Source organism: Streptomyces termitum (assembly GCF_014650175.1).
GTDB classification, from domain to species: Bacteria; Actinomycetota; Actinomycetes; order Streptomycetales; family Streptomycetaceae; genus Streptomyces; species Streptomyces termitum.
In genome coordinates, this window is the sequence record NZ_BMUL01000021.1 from 1 (window position 1) to 16434 (window position 16434).

Consider the following 16434-nt stretch of genomic DNA (forward strand, 5'->3'; position numbering starts at 1 on the left):
AGACCGCCCAGTCCTACGAAGCAGCCGTCACTCTCGCATCACTCCTGATGTGGGCGTGACATTTGACGACAGAACCTAGGGCGCGGGCCATGGGGTCGGAGTACAGGTAGTACGGGGCCCCCTGCGCGGCCGCCTTCAGCTTCGTCACGGCGGACGGGCTCTTGCCCATGCGGTGCAGCGCACGAGCCTCGTCGATCGCGTAGTGGGTACGGCGCTCCCGGCTCGGGATCTCGGCGATGTTCGCCTCCGTCACCCGGCCCAGGCCCGTGTCGGGCTGGTCGACCTCGACGCCGACCTCGGCCGCGTGCACGGCCACCGTGCCCCGCCCGAAGACGGTGTGGCGGTCGAGGTCGTACCACTCCGGGCCGAGCCGTTCCGAGTCCTCCAGGGCCGCGGTGATCCGCGCCCACGCATCGTCGCTCCGGCCGCCCCGGGCATGGGCGATGGAGCACCGAAGGTGGAGGGCACCGCGCAGGGAAACGGCCGGCCTGTCGGCAGCCGAGTCGGAGGCGAGCGGCTCCAGGTCGCGCAGGGCGGCTTCCGCGACCGCGATCGCCTCCCCGAGGGACGCCTGGTGCAGCAGCGCGCCGCAGCGGTCCCAGGCGACGGCGGCCCGGACGACCGGGTCGCCGAGCTTCGTCGCGGCACCGGCCGCGACCTCGGCGGCCGACCACGCCAGGTCGGGGTAGCCGAGCTGGTTGAGGCACATCCGGGCGGTCCGGGCGGCGTCCGCCAGGAGGCGGAGCGCGTCCTCCCGGGCGCGGCCCTCGGAGACGAGGACGGCGGTGTTCAGGTCCTCGATCAGGGACGGGAGGAGAGAGGCGACGGCCGGCAGGTTCGCCGCCTGGCGCGCGGTGTTGGCCTTCCGGGCGCGGGCGGTCATGTCGCCCAGCGCGGACCGGACGCCCGACGGGGCGAGACCGGGGTGGCCGGAGAGGATGAGTCCGGCGCGGCGCAGGCCGGTGCGCAGGGCGGGGATGTGAGCGTGGGCGAGGTTGCCGCCGCCGCGCTGGAGCCGGTAGGGCTGTCCGAGGAGCCAGACCACATCGACGTCGCAGCGCTCCGCGATGGCGGTGATGACGCTGTACCGGTCGAGCGGCTGCCGCCCGCGCTCGACGTTGGCGACCCATGACTCCGTACGGCCGATGAAGCCCGCGAGCTCCACCTGCGTCAGCCCGGCGGCGTTGCGGGCGATCTGTACACGCGTACCGATGTGCTCGTCGCTGGAAAGGGGCATGCTGAACTCCGTTCTGACCTGAACACTCAGGACGGTACTCCCGATCGCGCCCCCGTACAGCCCCAGTTGGCCGTCGGGGCGCCGCCATGTCCGGCATCCCTGCTGCCGAACATGAAGAAGCCGCTTCCCTCGATCCGGAGGTCAAGGAGGCAGCTCCGCCCTGAGGCCGCCGACCGGAACCCGGAGAAGGCGTGCGAGTACGCCGTCGCCGCACTCGACCAGCTGTGCAACACCTGGTACGCCACGGGCATGGAGCGCGTCCGGGAGGTCCGGCGCGCGCTCGCGCCGTGGCAGCACGAGCGCTGCGTCCAGGACCTCGATGACCGGCTGTACGGCTGGGAGACGACCGTCAGTGCCCTCGGCCGTTGAACTGGGCGATGTTCCCGGACAGTTCCGTCAGGCTCTCGACCCGGAAGGTCGGGAGGCTGACGGCTTCCTCGTCGTTCCACTGGATCGTCGCCCAGGGCCCCCGGCGGACGAGCGCGGTCTCCATTCCGGCGGCGACAGCGGGACGGAGATCGTTGTCGACGCGGTCGCCGACGTAGAGGATCTCGGGGTTCTCGAAGGGGACGACCTCGGCCACCCGGTGGAAGAACTCGGGATCGGGCTTGGATGCGCCCCAGTCGTCGGAGGTGCCTATGAGGTCGACGTCCTCGCTGAACAGCTCGCGCAGGATCTTCCCGGCGCGGATGGTCTGGTTGCCCGCGATCCCGAGCCACAGGCCATCGGCGCGAAGCCGGGCGAGCGCGGGGCGGACGTCGGGGTAGAGGTCCTCCTCGCCGAATTGCTCGGGCCGGCCGGCGGCGGCGCGGGCCTCCCGCTGCTCGTAGAGGTCGAAGCCCGGCCGGAACGCCTGGAAGGTCTCGCGGTAGTCCCGGCCCTGGGCGATCACCGCGCCGAACATGGCCGCGAAGGTGTGCCGGGGTACACCGAGCCAGTCCGCCCACGTGCCGTACTCCCTGGTCTCGTCCACCAGGCACTCACCGACGTCGAACACCACCGCACGAATCATGGGCGCGATCCTACGGACCCTGACCATGGGTGTCAGGAGAGCCGGCCCGGCCGATCCGCGCCATGGCAGACCGCCACCAGGCCGCCCGTCGGGATCACGCAGGCTATGAGCAGACCCTCTCCAGTGGCTCAAGAACGCTTCGACCTCAGCACCGTTCGTACCCTCCGCGTGGACGCACTCAGGGTCTCGGCAAGCGTGTTCGAGTCCATCCCCGCGGGCGCGGGGGGGCAGGCCCTGGCGTGGATCTCCGCCGTGCGGGCCCGGGGTCCATCCCCGCAGGCGCGGGGAGCAGGTGACCCCGGCCGCGGCGGCGGCCTTTTCCTCGGGTCCATCCCCGCAGGCGCGGGGAGCAGGAACTTGCGCAAGTACCTGTTCGTACTTCACGAGGTCCATCCCCGCAGGCGCGGGGAGCAGTTCGGCTTGGCGCGGTTCTCCGGCACCGCCCAGGGTCCATCCCCGCAGGCTCGGGGAGCAGAACGGGCCGTCGCCCAGGGTCGGGCGGGGCTTGGGTCCATCCCCGCAGGCGCGGGGAGCAGTCTTCCTGACCTGCACTTCTACCCCACATCGGGCACCCTTCGAGCAACTTTCGCTGAAACCGGCAAAACACCCACCTCGCATCGCCGAGGTGGGCCGGTCCGGCCTGGACGGCCGCCGCCCCGCCTGGGATGTCCGGGCGGGGCGGTCGCAGGCCGACCAGGGCGCAGCAGGGGGAAGACCGCGCGGTCGGTGGTGAGGGCTGCTCCGTGCCCTCGTAAAGGCCGTGCGCCCCGCCTTCCTCCCCACACGCCTCCCCCCTCGCCCCGGATTTCTCCCGAGCGGCGTCCAAGGGGCGCTCCGCACAGGGTGGCCCCGCAGCTCCCGGGGCGAGCCCAGCCCTCGTCACACATGGTTCGACCTGCTACTTCTCCGGCTTCGCCAGCCCTCGGCTGATGACGAGGCGCTGGATCTGGTTCGTTCCCTCGAAGATCTGCATGATCTTGGCTTCGCGCATGTAGCGCTCGACCGGGAAGTCGCGGGTGTAGCCGTAGCCGCCGAGGACCTGGACCGCGTCCGTCGTCACCTTCATCGCCGTGTCGGTGGCGATGAGCTTGGCGGCGCTGGCCTGGCGGCTGAAGGGGCGGCCGAGGTCGCGGCGGCGGGCCGCGTCCAGGTAGGTGGCGCGGGCCGCGTCGACGGCGGCGGCCATGTCGGCGAGGAGGAAGCCGAGGCCCTGGTGGTCGACGATGCGGCGGCCGAAGGTGGTGCGCTCGTTGGCGTAGTCGACGGCGGCGTCCAGGGCGGCCTGGGCGAGGCCGGTGGCGCAGGCGGCGATGCCGAGGCGGCCGTTGTCGAGGGCGCTGAAGGCGATCTGGAGGCCCTGGCCCTCGGTGCCGATGAGGCGGTCCTCGCCGATGAGGGCGCCGTCCCAGTAGGCGGAGGTGGTGGGGACCGCCTGGAGGCCCATCTTGCGTTCGGGGGCGCCGAAGGAGAGGCCCTCGGTGCTGCCGGGGGCGAGGAAGCAGGAGATGCCGTGGCTTCCGGGGGCGGTGCGGGCGAAGAGGGAGTAGAAGCCGGCCCGGCCGCCGTGGGTGATCCACGCCTTGGTGCCGGTGATCCGGTAGCCGCTGCCGTCCTCCTGCCGTTCGGCCTTGCAGGAGAGGGCGGCGGCGTCGGAGCCGGCCTGCGGCTCGGAGAGGCTGTAGCCGCCGATGGCGCGGCCCTCCAGCATCCCGGGGAGCCAGCGCTCCTTCTGCGCCTCGGTGCCGAAGGCGTAGAGGGGGTGGCAGGCCAGCGTGTGGACGCTGGTGGCGACGGCGACGGCGGCCCAGCGGGCGGCCAGCTCCTCCAGGACCTGGAGGTAGACCTCGTACGGCTGGCCTCCGCCGCCGTACTCCTCGGGGTAGGCGAGGCCGAGCAGGCCGGCCGCTCCGAGGGTGGCGAAGAGGCCCTCGGGATAGGTCTCGGCGGCCTCGTGCTCGTTCACCCGGGGGGAGAGTTCCCTGTCGGCGATCTCCCGGGTGAGGGCGATGAGGTCCGCCGCCTCGGGGGTGGGAAGCAGGCGGTCGACATCCATGGCGACTCCATCGGCGCGCAAAGTGGTACTAGGACGGGTACTCCAGTACCGCTAAAAATAGCGCAGAAGTCGCCGGGAGGAACCCCCGGCCGGTCGGAGCGGCATACTGTGCGGGTGATCGAGACCTCCGCCGCCGTCACCCCGAAGCTCACGGGCCGCGGAGCGGCACGCCGTTCCGCCCTCTTCGAGGACCTCGTCGCCCTGCTCGTCGGCGAGGGCTTCGCCCAGCTGACCCTCGACGACCTCGCCGCCCGGCTGCACTGCTCCAAGCGCACCCTGTACGGCCTGGCCGACAGCAAGGAACAGCTGGTCAGGGCGGCCGTCGTGCACTTCTTCCGGCGCGCCACCGCCCGTGTGGAGGCGGTCCTCGCCGCCGCGAGCGGACCGGCCGAGCGGCTCTCCGCCTATCTGCGGGCGGTCTCCGCCGAGCTGGCTCCGGTCTCCCCGCGCTTCTTCGACGACGTGGCCGCCTTCGAACCGGCCGCCGAGGTGTACGAGCGGAACACCCGGGCCGCCGCCGGGCGGGTCCAGCAGCTCATCGAGGAGGGCGTCCGGGCGGGGGTCTTCCGCGAGGTCCACGTGGCCTTCGCCGCCGACGTCATCGCCTCCGTCATGGTCCGCATCCAGCGGCGGCAGGTGGCCTCGGCCACCGGCCTCGGGGACGCGGAGGCGTACGACCAGCTGGCCGAGCTGCTGCTCGGCGGGCTGCGGCGGGCGTAGGGCGCTCCTTTCGCATCAGGCCATACGACCGGGTAGGACAGCGTCCGCCGGGTGAGTACCGCTACTCACGCGCGGGCGCGGCGTCCCGCCTACCGTCGCCCCAGGACACGGCGGTACGGCACCCGGGGGTGGACCTCATGGCACGGTCACGGCACGGCGCGCGGCGCCTCGCGGGGGCGCTCGCCCTGGTCCTCGCGGCGGTCGGCGCCGCGGGCTGCGGGACCTTCGACACCGGCGACGACGAGAAGCGCGCCGTCGAGGTCGCCGAGCGGGTCGCGCCGGGGCGGCTGGCGGTGATCGGCGCCCGGACCCTCTTCCCGGAGGCGGGCGGCTCCGAGGTGACCTTCCGGATCGCGGACGACGCCGACGCCTTCGTCCGGCTGCGGGTGGACGCGGAGAAGGCGGACTGCGAGGGGCGGCCGTGCGAGGACCGGCTGCGGGACGGGCTCGCGCGGGCCGTCCGGGAGGCGGAGGACTTCCGGACGCTGCGGCGCGAGTTCGAGGCGTGCGGCCATCCGGTGCGCGGGCTGTCCGCGGACGGCACCGGGCCGTGGGTCGCCGCGCCCGTCGGAGCGGAGACCGTACGGCCCCTGGTGGCGTCCCTCGGCGACTGCCTGGAGCGCTGGGCGCGGGCCCGGACGCGGGACGGCGGGGCGCCGCCTGCCGCGCTCTCCGTGAAGGTGGTACCACCGGAGCGGGCGGCCGGACCGGCCGGGGAGGGCGCGGGGCAGCCGGCGCTGCTGGAGTTCACCTCGGCCGACCGGCTGGCCGCGCTGGGCCGGGGGGCGTACCACCGGGTGTCGTACCGCTTCGGGCCCGGCGGGATCGACCGGGAGTCGGCCGAGGTGGGGGTGGTCCGGCCCTTCGAGGAGCGGCAGCGGTACGAGAAGGCGGTGCGGGCCTCGGCGGAGGAGTGGCTGCGGGGCCGGGGCGGGCTGCCGGAGGCGGTGACCGCCGACTTCTCGACGGTGGGGAGCCTGCTGCCGGGCCGGGTGGACCGCTTCGGCGGCTGGCTGCTGTTCTGCGAGCGGCCCGAGGGCGAGCGCCCGGTCTGCCTCGGCCGGCACGCCCTGGCGGTCACCGCGGGGCCCGACGGCCGGCTGGCCGGTGAGCCCCGGGTCTTCCGGGACATCCGCGAGGGCAACGGCCCGCTGGTCCTGCCGACCGGGGCGGACGGGGCTCCGTCGTACGCGTGGGGCCGTTCCTGAGGGCGCCGGGGGCGGCGGGTTCAGGCGCTCCCGGGGTGCGGGGCGGGGGTCGCCGTGAGCGGGACGCCGAGGGTGTCGCACCCGCGGCGGGCGCGGGCGCTCGGGGCGGCCGGGCCGTGCGGCACCTCCGCGGGGCGCGCGGGAGGGGGCCGTCAGGCGACGGAGCCTATGCGGCCCGCGAGGGGGCCGTCGGGGCCGTCGTGGTGGATGGGGGTGTGGGCGCCGGTGAGGGAGGCGCCGCTGCCGCCGCGCCGGTCGGCGACGATCTCGGCGGCGATGGAGAGGGCCGTCTCCTCCGGGGTGCGGGCGCCGAGGTCGAGGCCGATCGGGGAGCGCAGCCGGGCGAGTTCGAGTTCGGTGACGCCGACCTCGCGCAGCCGGGCGTTGCGGTCCTCGTGGGTGCGGCGGGAGCCCATCGCGCCGACGTAGGCGACGGGGAGCCGCAGGGCGGCCTGGAGGAGCGGGACGTCGAACTTGGCGTCGTGGGTGAGGACGCACAGCACGGTGCGGGCGTCCACCTCGGTCGAGGCGAGGTAGCGGTGGGGCCAGGCGACGACGATCTCGTCGGCCTCGGGGAAGCGGGCCTTCGTCGCGAAGACGGGCCGGGCGTCGCAGACGGTGACGTGGTAGCCGAGGAACCTGCCGACCCGGACGAGGGCGGAGGCGAAGTCGATGGCACCGAAGACGATCATGCGGGGGGCGGGGACGGAGGACTCGACGAGCAGGGTCAGCGGCTGTCCGCAGCGGCTGCCGTCCTCCCCGATCTCCACGGTGGCGGTGCGGCCGGCGTCGAGGAGGGCGCGGGCCTCGGCGGCGGCGGTGCGGTCCAGCTCGGGATGGCCGCCGAGGGCGCCCTCGTACGAGCCGTCGGGGCGGACCAGGAGGGCCCGGCCGAGCAGGTCGCCGGGGCCGGAGACGATCCGGGCCAGGGCCGCCGGCTCTCCCGAGACGGCGGCGGCCAGCGCGGCGGGGAAGACCCCGCCGCGGACCGGGGTGACGAGGATGTCGATGATGCCGCCGCAGGTCAGGCCGACCGCGAAGGCGTCCTCGTCGCTGTAGCCGAAGCGTTCGACGACGGTCCGGCCGTCGGCGAGCGCCGTCTGGCACAGCTCGTACACCGCGCCCTCCACACAGCCTCCGGAGACCGATCCGATCGCCGTGCCCTCGCCGTCGACGGCGAGCGCGGCGCCCGGCTGCCGGGGCGCGCTGCCGCCGACGGCCACCACGGTGGCCACGGCGAAGTCGCGTCCCTGCTCGACCCACCGGTGCAGCTCCTCGGCGATGTCCAGCATGTCGGTCTCCTCGGCTGTGTGAAGGGGCGGGCGGGCGTCAGCTGACGCCGAGCCAGCCCTCGATCGGGTGAAGGGCGAAGAACACGATGAAGATCGCGGTCAGGCACCACATGAACGCGCCGACCTCGCGCGCCTTGCCCTGCGCCACCTTGATGACGGTGTACGCGATGACGCCGGCGGCGACGCCCGGGGTGATGCTGTACGTGAACGGCATCAGGACGACGGTCAGGAAGACCGGGATCGCGACGGAGCTGTCGCCCCAGTTCACGTGCTTGGCGTTCATCATCATCATCGCGCCGATGACGACCAGGGCGGCGGAGCCGACCTCGCGGGGCACGATCTGGGTGATCGGGGTGAAGAAGAGGCAGGCCGCGAAGAACAGGCCGGTGATCACCGAGGAGAAGCCGGTGCGGGCTCCCTCACCGACGCCGGTGGCGGACTCCACGAAGACGGTCTGCCCGGAGGCGCCGGAGACGCCGCCGATCGCGCCGCCCGCGCCGTCGATGAAGAGGGCCTTGGAGAGGCCGGGCATGCGGCCCTTGTCGTCGGCGAGGTTGGCCTCGGTGCCGACGCCGATGATGGTGGCCATGGCGTCGAAGAAGCCGGCGAGGACCAGGGTGAAGACGATCACGCCGACGGTGATGTAGCCGACGTCGCCCCAGCCGCCGAAGGAGACGTCTCCGAAGAGGGAGAAGTCCGGGCTGGAGACCGCGCCGCCCTTGAGCTCGGGGGCGCCGTTGGCCCAGGAGCCGGGGCCCTTGGCCGGGATGTCGGCGACGGCGTTGACGATGAGCGAGAGGACGGTGCCGCCGACGATGCCGATCAGGATGGCGCCGGGGACCTTGCGGGCCTGGAGGGCGAAGATCGCGAGGAGGGTGACCGCGAAGATCAGGACGGGCCAGCCCATCAAGGTGCCGCCGGAGCCCATGGTGACGGGCGGGCCGAACTGCGGTCCCGCGCCCACGAAGCCGGCCTTGTTGAAGCCGATCAGGGCGATGAAGAGGCCGATGCCGATGGTGATGCCGTGCTTCAGCGGCAGCGGGATGGCGTTCATGATCATCTCGCGGAGCCCGGTGACCACCAGGAGGCAGATCACCACGCCGTAGACCACGCACATGCCCATGGCCTGCGGCCAGGTCATCTGGGGCACGACCTGGGTGGCGAGGACGCCGGAGACGCTGAGGCCGGCCGCGAGCACGAGCGGCACCTTGCCGACGAAGCCCATCAGCAGGGTGGTCACCGCCGCGGCGAAGGCGGTCGCCGTGATGACGGCGGAGGAGGCGAGGACGTTCTTGTCGACGTCCGGCCCCCCGAGCAGGATCGGGTTGAGCAGGAGGATGTACGCCATCGCCATGAAGGTGGTGATGCCGCCTCGGATCTCCGTGCCGACGGAGGATCCTCTCTCCGAGATGTGAAAGTACCGGTCGAGCCAAGACCGTCCGGCGGGGTTGCGCGAGCCGGAGCCCGCGTCCTCGGCGGTGGTCTTCGGCTCCACGGACGACTGGGTCATGGGGCCTACTCCCAAGGTTCAAAGGGGCACCCGTCCGAGGGGGACTCGTAGCGACGGGATTTGGGAAACGCTGTGGCTGCACGACCCGGGGGACGGCCCGAGACGAACGGGGTGGTGCGGTGTCGCTCTGTGCTGCTCCGTGATGCTTGTACTGCTCTGGTGGTACGGGTGGTGCTCTGGTGGTGCGGGTGGTGCTCCGGTACGGCTCCGATGGTGCGGGTACCGCTGCTCCGGGCGGTGCGGGCGGGGAAGGTGTGACGCTCCTGGGAGGCACGCACCGCCCGGAGGGCCTACAGGGTGCCGGTGAGCGCCTCGGGGCGGACCGGCGTCTTGTTCAGCTCCAGGCCCGTCGCGTTCCGGATCGCCGCGAGGACGGCCGGGGTGGACGACAGGGTGGGAGCCTCGCCGATGCCGCGCAGCCCGTACGGGGCGTTGTCGTCGGCGAGTTCGAGCACGTCGACCGGGATGGTCGGGGTGTCGAGGATGGTGGGGATGAGGTAGTCCGTGAAGGAGGGGTTGCGCACCTTCGCGGTCTTCGGGTCGACGATGATCTCCTCCATCACCGCGACGCCCAGGCCCTGGGTCGTACCGCCCTGGATCTGGCCGACGACGGAGAGCGGGTTGAGCGCCTTGCCGACGTCCTGGGCGGTGGCCAGCTCGATCACCTTGACCAGGCCGAGCTCGGTGTCGACCTCGACCACCGCGCGGTGCGCGGCGAAGGTGTACTGGACGTGGCCGTCGCCCTGGCCGGTGCGCAGGTCGAAGGGGACCGTCGGGCGGTGGCGGAACTCCAGCTCGACGTCGACCGGCTCCTCGCCCTCCAGGACGTCCGCGAGGGTCGCGAGGACCTCGCCGCCGTCGGTGACGACCTTGCCGCCCTCCAGGAGGAGTTCGGCGGTGGCCCAGGCGGGGTGGTAGGAGCCGTTCTTGCGGCGGCCGATCTCCAGGACCTTCTCGCGGACGGCCTCGCAGGTGTTCTTCACCGCGCCGCCGGTCATGTACGTCTGCCGGGAGGCGGACGTGGAGCCGGCGGAGCCGACCTGGGTGTCGGCCGGGTGGATGGTGACCTGCGTGACGCCCAGCTCGGTGCGGGCGATCTGGGCGTGGACGGTGACGCCGCCCTGGCCGACCTCGGCCATGGCCGTGTGGACCATGGCGACCGGCTCGCCGTTGATGACCTGGAGGACCACGCGGGCGGTCGAGTAGTCGTCGAAGCCCTCGGAGAAGCCGACGTTCTTGATGCCGACCGCGTAGCCGACGCCGCGGACGACGCCCTCGCCGTGGGTGGTGTTGGAGAGGCCGCCGGGCAGCGCGCGGACGTCCGCGCCCTCGCCCGCGGTCTCCCACTGGCGCTCCGGCGGCAGCGGGCGGGCCTTGACCCGGCGCAGCAGCTCGGCGACCGGGGCCGGGGAGTCCACGACCTGGCCGGTGGGCATCAGCGTGCCCTGCTCCATGGCGTTGAGCCGGCGGAACTCCACCGGGTCCATGCCGAGCTTGGCGGCCAGCTTGTCCATCTGCGCCTCGTAGGCGAAGCACGCCTGGACCGCGCCGAAGCCGCGCATGGCGCCGCAGGGCGGGTTGTTGGTGTAGAGGGCGACGGCCTCGATCTCGACGTCGTCGACCACGTACGGGCCGGCGCCGAGCGAGGAGGCGTTGCCGACGACGGCCGGGGAGGCCGAGGCGTAGGCGCCGCCGTCGAGGACGATCCGGGCCTTGAGGTGGGTGAGCTTGCCGTCCTTGGTGGCGCCGTGCTCGTAGTGCAGCTTCGCCGGGTGGCGGTGCACGTGGCCGAAGAAGGACTCGAAGCGGTTGTAGACGATCTTGACGGGCTTGCCGGTGCGCAGGGCGAGCAGGCAGGCGTGGATCTGCATCGAGATGTCCTCGCGGCCGCCGAAGGCGCCGCCGACGCCGGAGAGCGTCATGCGGACCTTGTCCTCGGGCAGGCCGAGGACGGGGGCGATCTGCTTGAGGTCCGAGTGCAGCCACTGGGTGGCGACATAGAGGTCGACGCCGCCGTCCTCGGCGGGCACGGCGAGGCCGGACTCGGGGCCGAGGAACGCCTGGTCCTGCATGCCGAAGACGTACTCGCCCTCGACGATGACGTCGGCCCGCTTCCGGGCCTCCGCCACGTTCCCGCGCACGATGGGCTGGCGGTGCACGATGTTGGGGTGCGGCACGTGGCCGGAGTGGTGGTCGTCGCGGCCCTCGTGGACGAGGGGCGCGTCGGGGGCGAGCGCGGACGCCTCGTCGGTGACGACGGGGAGCTCCCGGTACTCGATCCTGATCTTGGCGGCGGCGCGGCGGGCGGTCTCCGGGTGGTCGGCGGCGACCAGCGCCACCGGCTCGCCGTGGTGGCGGACCTTGCCGTGGGCCAGGACGGGGGTGTCCTGGATCTCCAGGCCGTAGTTCTTCATCGCGGCCGGGAGGTCGTCGTAGGTCAGGACGGCGTAGACGCCCGACGTGGCGAGGGCCTCGGAGGTGTCGATGGAGACGATCTCGGCGTGGGCGACGGTGGAGCGCAGGGTCTGGCCCCACAGCATGTCCTCGTGCCACATGTCCGAGGAGTAGGCGAACTCGCCGGTGACCTTGAGGGTGCCGTCCGGGCGGAGGGTGGACTCGCCGATGCCGCCCTTGACGTGGTTCTGGGTGACGTCGGTCGGGGTGCCGGCCGGGACGGTGCGGGTGTGCTGGGCCATGGTCAGACCGCCTCTCCCTGACGGGCGGCCGCGAGGCGGACCGCGTCGAGGATCTTCTCGTAGCCCGTGCAGCGGCAGAGGTTGCCGGAGAGGGCTTCGCGGATGTCCTGGTCGGACGGGGAGGCGTTGCGCTCCAGGAGCTCGTCGGCGGCGATGAGCAGGCCGGGGGTGCAGAAGCCGCACTGGACGGCGCCGGCGTCGATGAACGCCTGCTGGATCGGGCTGAGTTCGACGCCCTCGCCGGTCTGCGAGTCCTGACCGGGCTTCGCCTCCCACTTCTTGGCGGCGTCGAGCGGGGTGCCGCAGGCGCCGGAGGCGCAACCGCCGTGCTCGGCGCGCTCCTTGGCGAACTCGGCGAGCCCTTCGACGGTGACGACCTCGCGGCCCTCGACCTGGCCGGCCGCGACCAGGCAGGAGCAGACCGGCACGCCGTCGAGGCGGACCGTGCAGGAGCCGCACTCGCCCTGCTCGCAGGCGTTCTTGGAGCCGGGCAGGCCCAGGCGCTCGCGGAGCACGTAGAGGAGGGATTCGCCCTCCCAGACGTCGTCGGCTTCCTGCGGACGACCGTTGACCGTGAAATTGACGCGCATGGTTATGCAGCTCCCTCAAGCGTGCGGCCGGTGCCGCGGTACTGCTCCCAGGTCCAGCCGAGCTGGCGGCGGGCCATGATGCCGACGGCGTGGCGGCGGTACTTCGCGGTGCCGCGGACGTCGTCGATGGGGTTGGCGGCGGCCGAGACGAGGTCGGCGAACTGCTTGGCGACCGACGGGGTGATGATCTTCCCGTTGTCCCAGAAGCCGCCCTCCTCCAGGGCCGCGTTCAGGAAGGACTCGGCCTCCTTGGCGCGGATCGGGGTGGGCGCGGCGGAGCCGATGCCGGTGCGGACGGTCCGGGTCTCCGGGTGGAGCGCGAGACCGAAGGCGCAGACGGCGATGACCATCGCGTTGCGGGTGCCGACCTTGGAGTACTGCTGGGGGCCGTCCGCCTTCTTGATGTGGACGGTCTTGATCAGTTCGTCGGGCTGGAGCGCGTTGCGCTTCACACCGGTGTAGAACGCGTCGATCGGGATGAGGCGGCTGCCCCGGACCGATTCGACCTCGACCTCCGCGCCGGCGGCGAGGAGGGCGGGGTGGGCGTCGCCGGCGGGCGAGGCGGTGCCGAGGTTGCCGCCGACACCGCCGCGGTTGCGGATCTGCGGGGAGGCGACCGTGTGGGAGGCGAGCGCCAGGCCGGGCAGCTCGGTCCGCAGGTTCTCCATGATCTGGGTGTACGGGACGGAGGCGCCGAGCCGGACGTTCTCCTCGCCGACCTCCCACTCGCGCAGCAGCTCGATGCGGTTCAGGTCCAGCAGGTACGCGGGGCGCCGGTGGTCGAAGTTGATCTCGACCATGACGTCGGTACCGCCGGCGATGGGCACGGCCGTGGGGTGCTCTGCCTTGGCGGCGAGCGCCTCCTCCCAGCTGGCGGGGCGAAGGAAGTCCATGGTGGCTCTCTTCTAAGTGATTCTGGCGATCGGGGTCGGACGGCCGGGCCCTCAGGGACGTTCGGCCCTCGACTTTCGTGTTCATGTCCTGTTCACGCGGTGTGTGGCCCAGTACACAAGCCCGCCGGGCCCGGTGTGCAGTGACCGAAACCATGAAGGAGTTGGCCGGTGCCCCGGCACGTCTTGTAGATTCGAACGAAAGGCGGGGCACGCGTACCTCGCTGTTTTCCCCTGGAAACAGTGACACCATCGCGCCGCCTCCCACCCGTCGAATACACGACACCCGTCGGCGCCCGGCACCCGTCGGCACCCGACCCCACCACCACTCGAAGGAACGGCGGCGAGACGATGCGGCTGCGCGCACTGCTGGAGAACGACGCGCTCGGGCTGCGCCTGCTGGGCGGCGAGGACGAGCTGGACCGCTCCGTCCGCGGCGTGATGACCACGGACCTCAAGGATCCCAGTCGGTACCTGTCCGGCGGCGAGCTGGTCCTCACCGGCCTGGCCTGGCTGCGGGAGCCGGCCGACGCCGAGCCCTTCGTCCGGATCCTCACCGCCGCCGGGGTGGCCGCGCTGGCGGCCGGCGAGGCGGAGCTGGGCGACATCCCCGACGATCTCGTACAGGCGTGTTCGCGCCACCGGCTGCCGCTGTTCGCGGTCAACGAATCCGTTGCGTTCGCGACGATCACCGAGCACGTTGTTCGACAGGTCTCCGGCGAGCGGGCCGGCGACCTGGCCGCCGTCGTGGACCGGCACCGGCGGCTGATGACCTCCGGTCCGGCCGGCGGCGGCCCCGAGGCGGTCCTGGACCTGCTCGGCTCCGACCTGGACCTGCGGGCCTGGGTCCTCTCCCCCACCGGGCGGCAGGTCGCGGGCGCCGGACAGCCCCTGGAACCGGCGCTGGCGGCGGCGCTGGCGGGCGAGCACCTGGCCGCCACCCGGACCGGCCGGCGCGGCCCGCACCGGCTGGCCGTCCAGGGCACCGCGTACTCGCTGTTCCCGATCCGGAACACCGCACGGGCCGCCGGGCCGGTCCCCCGGGACGTCCGCGAGACCGTCCTGTCGGACTGGCTGCTGGCCGTCGAGGCCGACGCCGGGGACTGGCCGGCCGCCCGGCTCGACCTGCTCCAGGGCGTCACCCAGCTGATCGCCGTGGAGCGCGACCGGCGCGACGCGGCCCGCACCGTGCGCCGCCGGCTGGCCCAGGAGGTGCTGGAGCTGGTGCAGACCGGCGCGGCGCCCGCCGAGATCGCCGCCCGGCTGCGGGTCGCCGCCCCGGTGCTGCTGCCCGGCCTGGGCGCCGCCCCGCACTGGCAGGTCGTGGTGGCCCGGGTCGAGTGGGACCAGGACGGCGGGCAGCCCCCGGTGGAGGCGGGCCCGGTCACCCAGGCGCTCCTGGAGGAGGTCCTGGTGGACCCGGCGACCGCCGGCGCCGACTCGTCCGACCGGATCGCGGTCGCCCACACCGGCGAGGAGGCCGTCGCACTGGTCCCGCTGGCCGCCGGGCCGCTGCCGGACAGCGAGGACGACGCCCCGAAGACCGCCCTGGGCCTGCACGCGGACGCGCTGCTCGCTGCGGTACGGGCCCCGCTCTCGGCGGGCCTCGGCGACGACGGGCGGCTCACCCTGGGCGTCAGCGCCGCCGTGCACTCGGCGGAGGGGCTGCGCGGCGCCCTGGAGGAGGCCCGGCACGCCCGCCGGGTGGCCGCCGCCCGGCCCGGCCGGGTCTGCGCGGCCGGCCACCACGAGCTGGCCTCGCACGTGCTGCTGCTGCCCTTCGTCCCGGACGACGTGCGGCGCGCCTTCACCGCCCGGCTGCTCGACCCGCTGCGGGACTACGACCGGCGCCACCGGGCCGAGCTGATCCCGACCCTGGAGGCGTTCCTGGACTGCGACGGCTCCTGGACCCGCTGCGCGACCCGGCTGCACCTGCACGTGAACACGCTGCGCTACCGGGTGGGCCGGATCGAGCAGCTGACCGGCCGCGACCTGTCCCGCCTGGAGGACAAGCTCGACTTCTTCCTGGCGCTGCGGATGAGCTGACGCGCGGCACGGGCGGATGCGCGGACGGCCCGGCGCGCGGCCCGGCGCGCCGTCGGGCCGGCGCGCGGCCGGGCCCTCCCCCGGGGAGGGGCATACGGAATTCACTCCTTCGGTTGACTCCGTCGGAGTGGCGGCGGGGCCCTTCGGGGGTCCCGCCGGAGCGGCCCGGCGTCCCCCTCGCACCGCTGATCACCGCCGTGATCACGGGCCCCGGGAGCCCCTGACGCCCCGTCGGAACCGCTCCGCACCGGGCGCCCCACTCCCCGCCCGGCTTTGTGAAAAATTTCACCCGACCCCTTGGCCGGGGTCTCCCCTTCGTGCTGAGATGCCGTCCTACTCAACAGCTCGACGGCGCGCTCGGGGAGGGCAATGTGGCGGACACCGCCATGTCTGGTTCCGAATCGGAGGACGGCGGCGATCCGTCCCTCGCCCACGGCAAGGAGACTCCGGTGGAGACCGCCATATGGCGCCTCCGCTCCCGTGCCTGCTGGGCCGACGCGGCGGCCCTGCTCGCCCCCCGCGCCCACGAGCCCGCCGCGGCGCTCGAACGGGCCTCGCTGCTGATCGAGCGCTGTCTCTACACCGAACAGGGCTGGGCCGACGCCGAGGAGGCGCTGCGCGCCGCCGAGGCCGTCGCCACCGGTGACGAGGAGCGCGGCGCGGCGGCCTGCGAACGCGGCTACCTGGCCTACGCCTCCACCCTGCTGCGGGTCCGCGACCGCGCCGACGAGGCCCGGATGGCGCTGGGCCGCGCCGCCGCCCTCATCTCCCCCTCGGCGGCGGGCCGTCCGCTGCTCGACTACCGGCGCGGCCTCGTCGCCCAGAACCTCGGCGACTCCCCGCAGGCGGCCCGCGCCGCGTACCGCCGCGCCCACGCCGGCGCCACCGCCCAGGACGACCGGCTCCTGCTCTCCTCCACCTGGCGCCACCTCGCCGGACTCGCCCTGCGCGAGGGCGAGTTGGCCGAGGCCCGGAACGGATTCGCCGAATCGCTGCGGATCCGCGAGGAGTTGGGCTATCTGGTCGGTACGGCTCCGGCGCTCACCGCCCTGGCCGACACCGAGACGGAGCCGGAGGCGGGCCGGCTGCGCGCCGAGGCCCGCCGCCTCTTCCGGCTCCTCGGCGGGGTGCCGACCTGGCTGGCGGGCCAGCTGACCCCCCGTACCGCCATGTGATCGTC

At 73.4% G+C, this 16434-nt stretch carries 12 protein-coding genes, 1 pseudogene and 1 CRISPR repeat array; of the genes and pseudogenes, 5 read left to right on the forward strand and 8 right to left on the reverse strand.

Going from position 1 to position 16434, the window contains the following annotated elements; all coding sequences use genetic code 11:
* Positions 1–13: 13 nt before the first annotated feature.
* Complete coding sequence (locus tag IE219_RS28370; protein ID WP_189982643.1) at positions 14–1237, reverse strand: helix-turn-helix domain-containing protein; 1224 nt, start codon at positions 1235–1237, stop codon at positions 14–16.
* A gap of 162 nt (positions 1238–1399) precedes the next feature.
* Between IE219_RS28370 and IE219_RS28375 the strand changes: the two are divergent.
* Positions 1400–1606: pseudogene (locus tag IE219_RS28375) on the forward strand (transcriptional regulator); the annotation flags it as partial.
* On the opposite strand, the gene IE219_RS28380 reads toward IE219_RS28375, so the two are convergent.
* Positions 1587–2249: an HAD family hydrolase gene (locus tag IE219_RS28380; protein ID WP_189982644.1), complete on the reverse strand. Its 663-nt coding sequence runs from the start codon at positions 2247–2249 to the stop codon at positions 1587–1589. The pseudogene IE219_RS28375 and the gene IE219_RS28380 overlap by 20 nt on opposite strands.
* A 264-nt stretch (positions 2250–2513) precedes the next feature.
* Positions 2514–2785: a CRISPR direct-repeat array (repeat unit 28 nt; unit sequence GGTCCATCCCCGCAGGCGCGGGGAGCAG).
* A 362-nt stretch (positions 2786–3147) separates the two neighbouring features.
* Positions 3148–4302: an acyl-CoA dehydrogenase family protein gene (locus tag IE219_RS28385; RefSeq protein WP_189982646.1), complete on the reverse strand. Its 1155-nt coding sequence runs from the start codon at positions 4300–4302 to the stop codon at positions 3148–3150.
* 114 nt (positions 4303–4416) lie between these two features.
* On the opposite strand from IE219_RS28385, the gene IE219_RS28390 reads away from it, so the two are divergent.
* Positions 4417–5022, forward strand: coding sequence for a TetR/AcrR family transcriptional regulator (locus IE219_RS28390; protein ID WP_189982648.1), 606 nt, complete (start codon positions 4417–4419; stop codon positions 5020–5022).
* A 137-nt stretch (positions 5023–5159) separates the two neighbouring features.
* Positions 5160–6230 carry an SCO7460 family lipoprotein gene (locus IE219_RS28395; protein WP_189982651.1) on the forward strand — a complete coding sequence of 357 codons (1071 nt, stop codon included), beginning with the start codon at positions 5160–5162 and terminating at the stop codon, positions 6228–6230.
* A gap of 152 nt (positions 6231–6382) precedes the next feature.
* On the opposite strand, the gene IE219_RS28400 is transcribed toward IE219_RS28395, so the two are convergent.
* From IE219_RS28400 to IE219_RS28420, 5 genes are all read right to left on the reverse strand, one after another.
* Entirely contained in the window at positions 6383–7522 is a 1140-nt protein-coding gene (locus IE219_RS28400) for an XdhC family protein (protein ID WP_189982652.1), read from the reverse strand.
* A gap of 37 nt (positions 7523–7559) precedes the next feature.
* Positions 7560–9032, reverse strand: coding sequence for an NCS2 family permease (locus tag IE219_RS28405; RefSeq protein WP_189982654.1), 1473 nt, complete (start codon positions 9030–9032; stop codon positions 7560–7562).
* Positions 9033–9322: 290 nt separating this feature from the next.
* Complete coding sequence (pucD, locus tag IE219_RS28410; RefSeq protein ID WP_189982656.1) at positions 9323–11728, reverse strand: xanthine dehydrogenase subunit D; 2406 nt, start codon at positions 11726–11728, stop codon at positions 9323–9325.
* A gap of 2 nt (positions 11729–11730) precedes the next feature.
* Positions 11731–12318 (reverse strand): (2Fe-2S)-binding protein, encoded by a 588-nt coding sequence (locus IE219_RS28415; protein ID WP_189982657.1) that lies wholly within the window; start codon positions 12316–12318, stop codon positions 11731–11733.
* Positions 12319–12320: 2 nt separating this feature from the next.
* A complete protein-coding gene (locus IE219_RS28420; RefSeq protein WP_189982659.1) occupies positions 12321–13211 on the reverse strand; it encodes an FAD binding domain-containing protein in 891 nt (296 codons plus the stop codon).
* A 348-nt stretch (positions 13212–13559) separates the two neighbouring features.
* Between IE219_RS28420 and IE219_RS28425 the strand changes: the two genes are divergently transcribed.
* A complete protein-coding gene (locus IE219_RS28425) occupies positions 13560–15254 on the forward strand; it encodes a PucR family transcriptional regulator (RefSeq protein ID WP_189982661.1) in 1695 nt (564 codons plus the stop codon).
* A 386-nt stretch (positions 15255–15640) separates the two neighbouring features.
* The gene (locus IE219_RS28430; protein WP_189982663.1) at positions 15641–16429 is read left to right on the forward strand and encodes a hypothetical protein; all 789 of its coding nucleotides are present in this window, start codon (positions 15641–15643) and stop codon (positions 16427–16429) included.
* Positions 16430–16434: the final 5 nt, after the last annotated feature.

Coding starts and splice junctions, on each gene's coding strand:
- IE219_RS28370 (WP_189982643.1), bottom strand. CDS start 1,237: ATGCCCCTTTCCAGCGACGAGCACATCGGTACGCGTGTACAGATCGCC.
- IE219_RS28380 (WP_189982644.1), bottom strand. CDS start 2,249: ATGATTCGTGCGGTGGTGTTCGACGTCGGTGAGTGCCTGGTGGACGAG.
- IE219_RS28385 (WP_189982646.1), bottom strand. CDS start 4,302: ATGGATGTCGACCGCCTGCTTCCCACCCCCGAGGCGGCGGACCTCATC.
- IE219_RS28395 (WP_189982651.1), top strand. CDS start 5,160: ATGGCACGGTCACGGCACGGCGCGCGGCGCCTCGCGGGGGCGCTCGCC.
- IE219_RS28400 (WP_189982652.1), bottom strand. CDS start 7,522: ATGCTGGACATCGCCGAGGAGCTGCACCGGTGGGTCGAGCAGGGACGC.
- IE219_RS28405 (WP_189982654.1), bottom strand. CDS start 9,032: ATGACCCAGTCGTCCGTGGAGCCGAAGACCACCGCCGAGGACGCGGGC.
- pucD (WP_189982656.1), bottom strand. CDS start 11,728: ATGGCCCAGCACACCCGCACCGTCCCGGCCGGCACCCCGACCGACGTC.
- IE219_RS28415 (WP_189982657.1), bottom strand. CDS start 12,318: ATGCGCGTCAATTTCACGGTCAACGGTCGTCCGCAGGAAGCCGACGAC.
- IE219_RS28420 (WP_189982659.1), bottom strand. CDS start 13,211: ATGGACTTCCTTCGCCCCGCCAGCTGGGAGGAGGCGCTCGCCGCCAAG.
- IE219_RS28425 (WP_189982661.1), top strand. CDS start 13,560: ATGCGGCTGCGCGCACTGCTGGAGAACGACGCGCTCGGGCTGCGCCTG.
- IE219_RS28430 (WP_189982663.1), top strand. CDS start 15,641: ATGTCTGGTTCCGAATCGGAGGACGGCGGCGATCCGTCCCTCGCCCAC.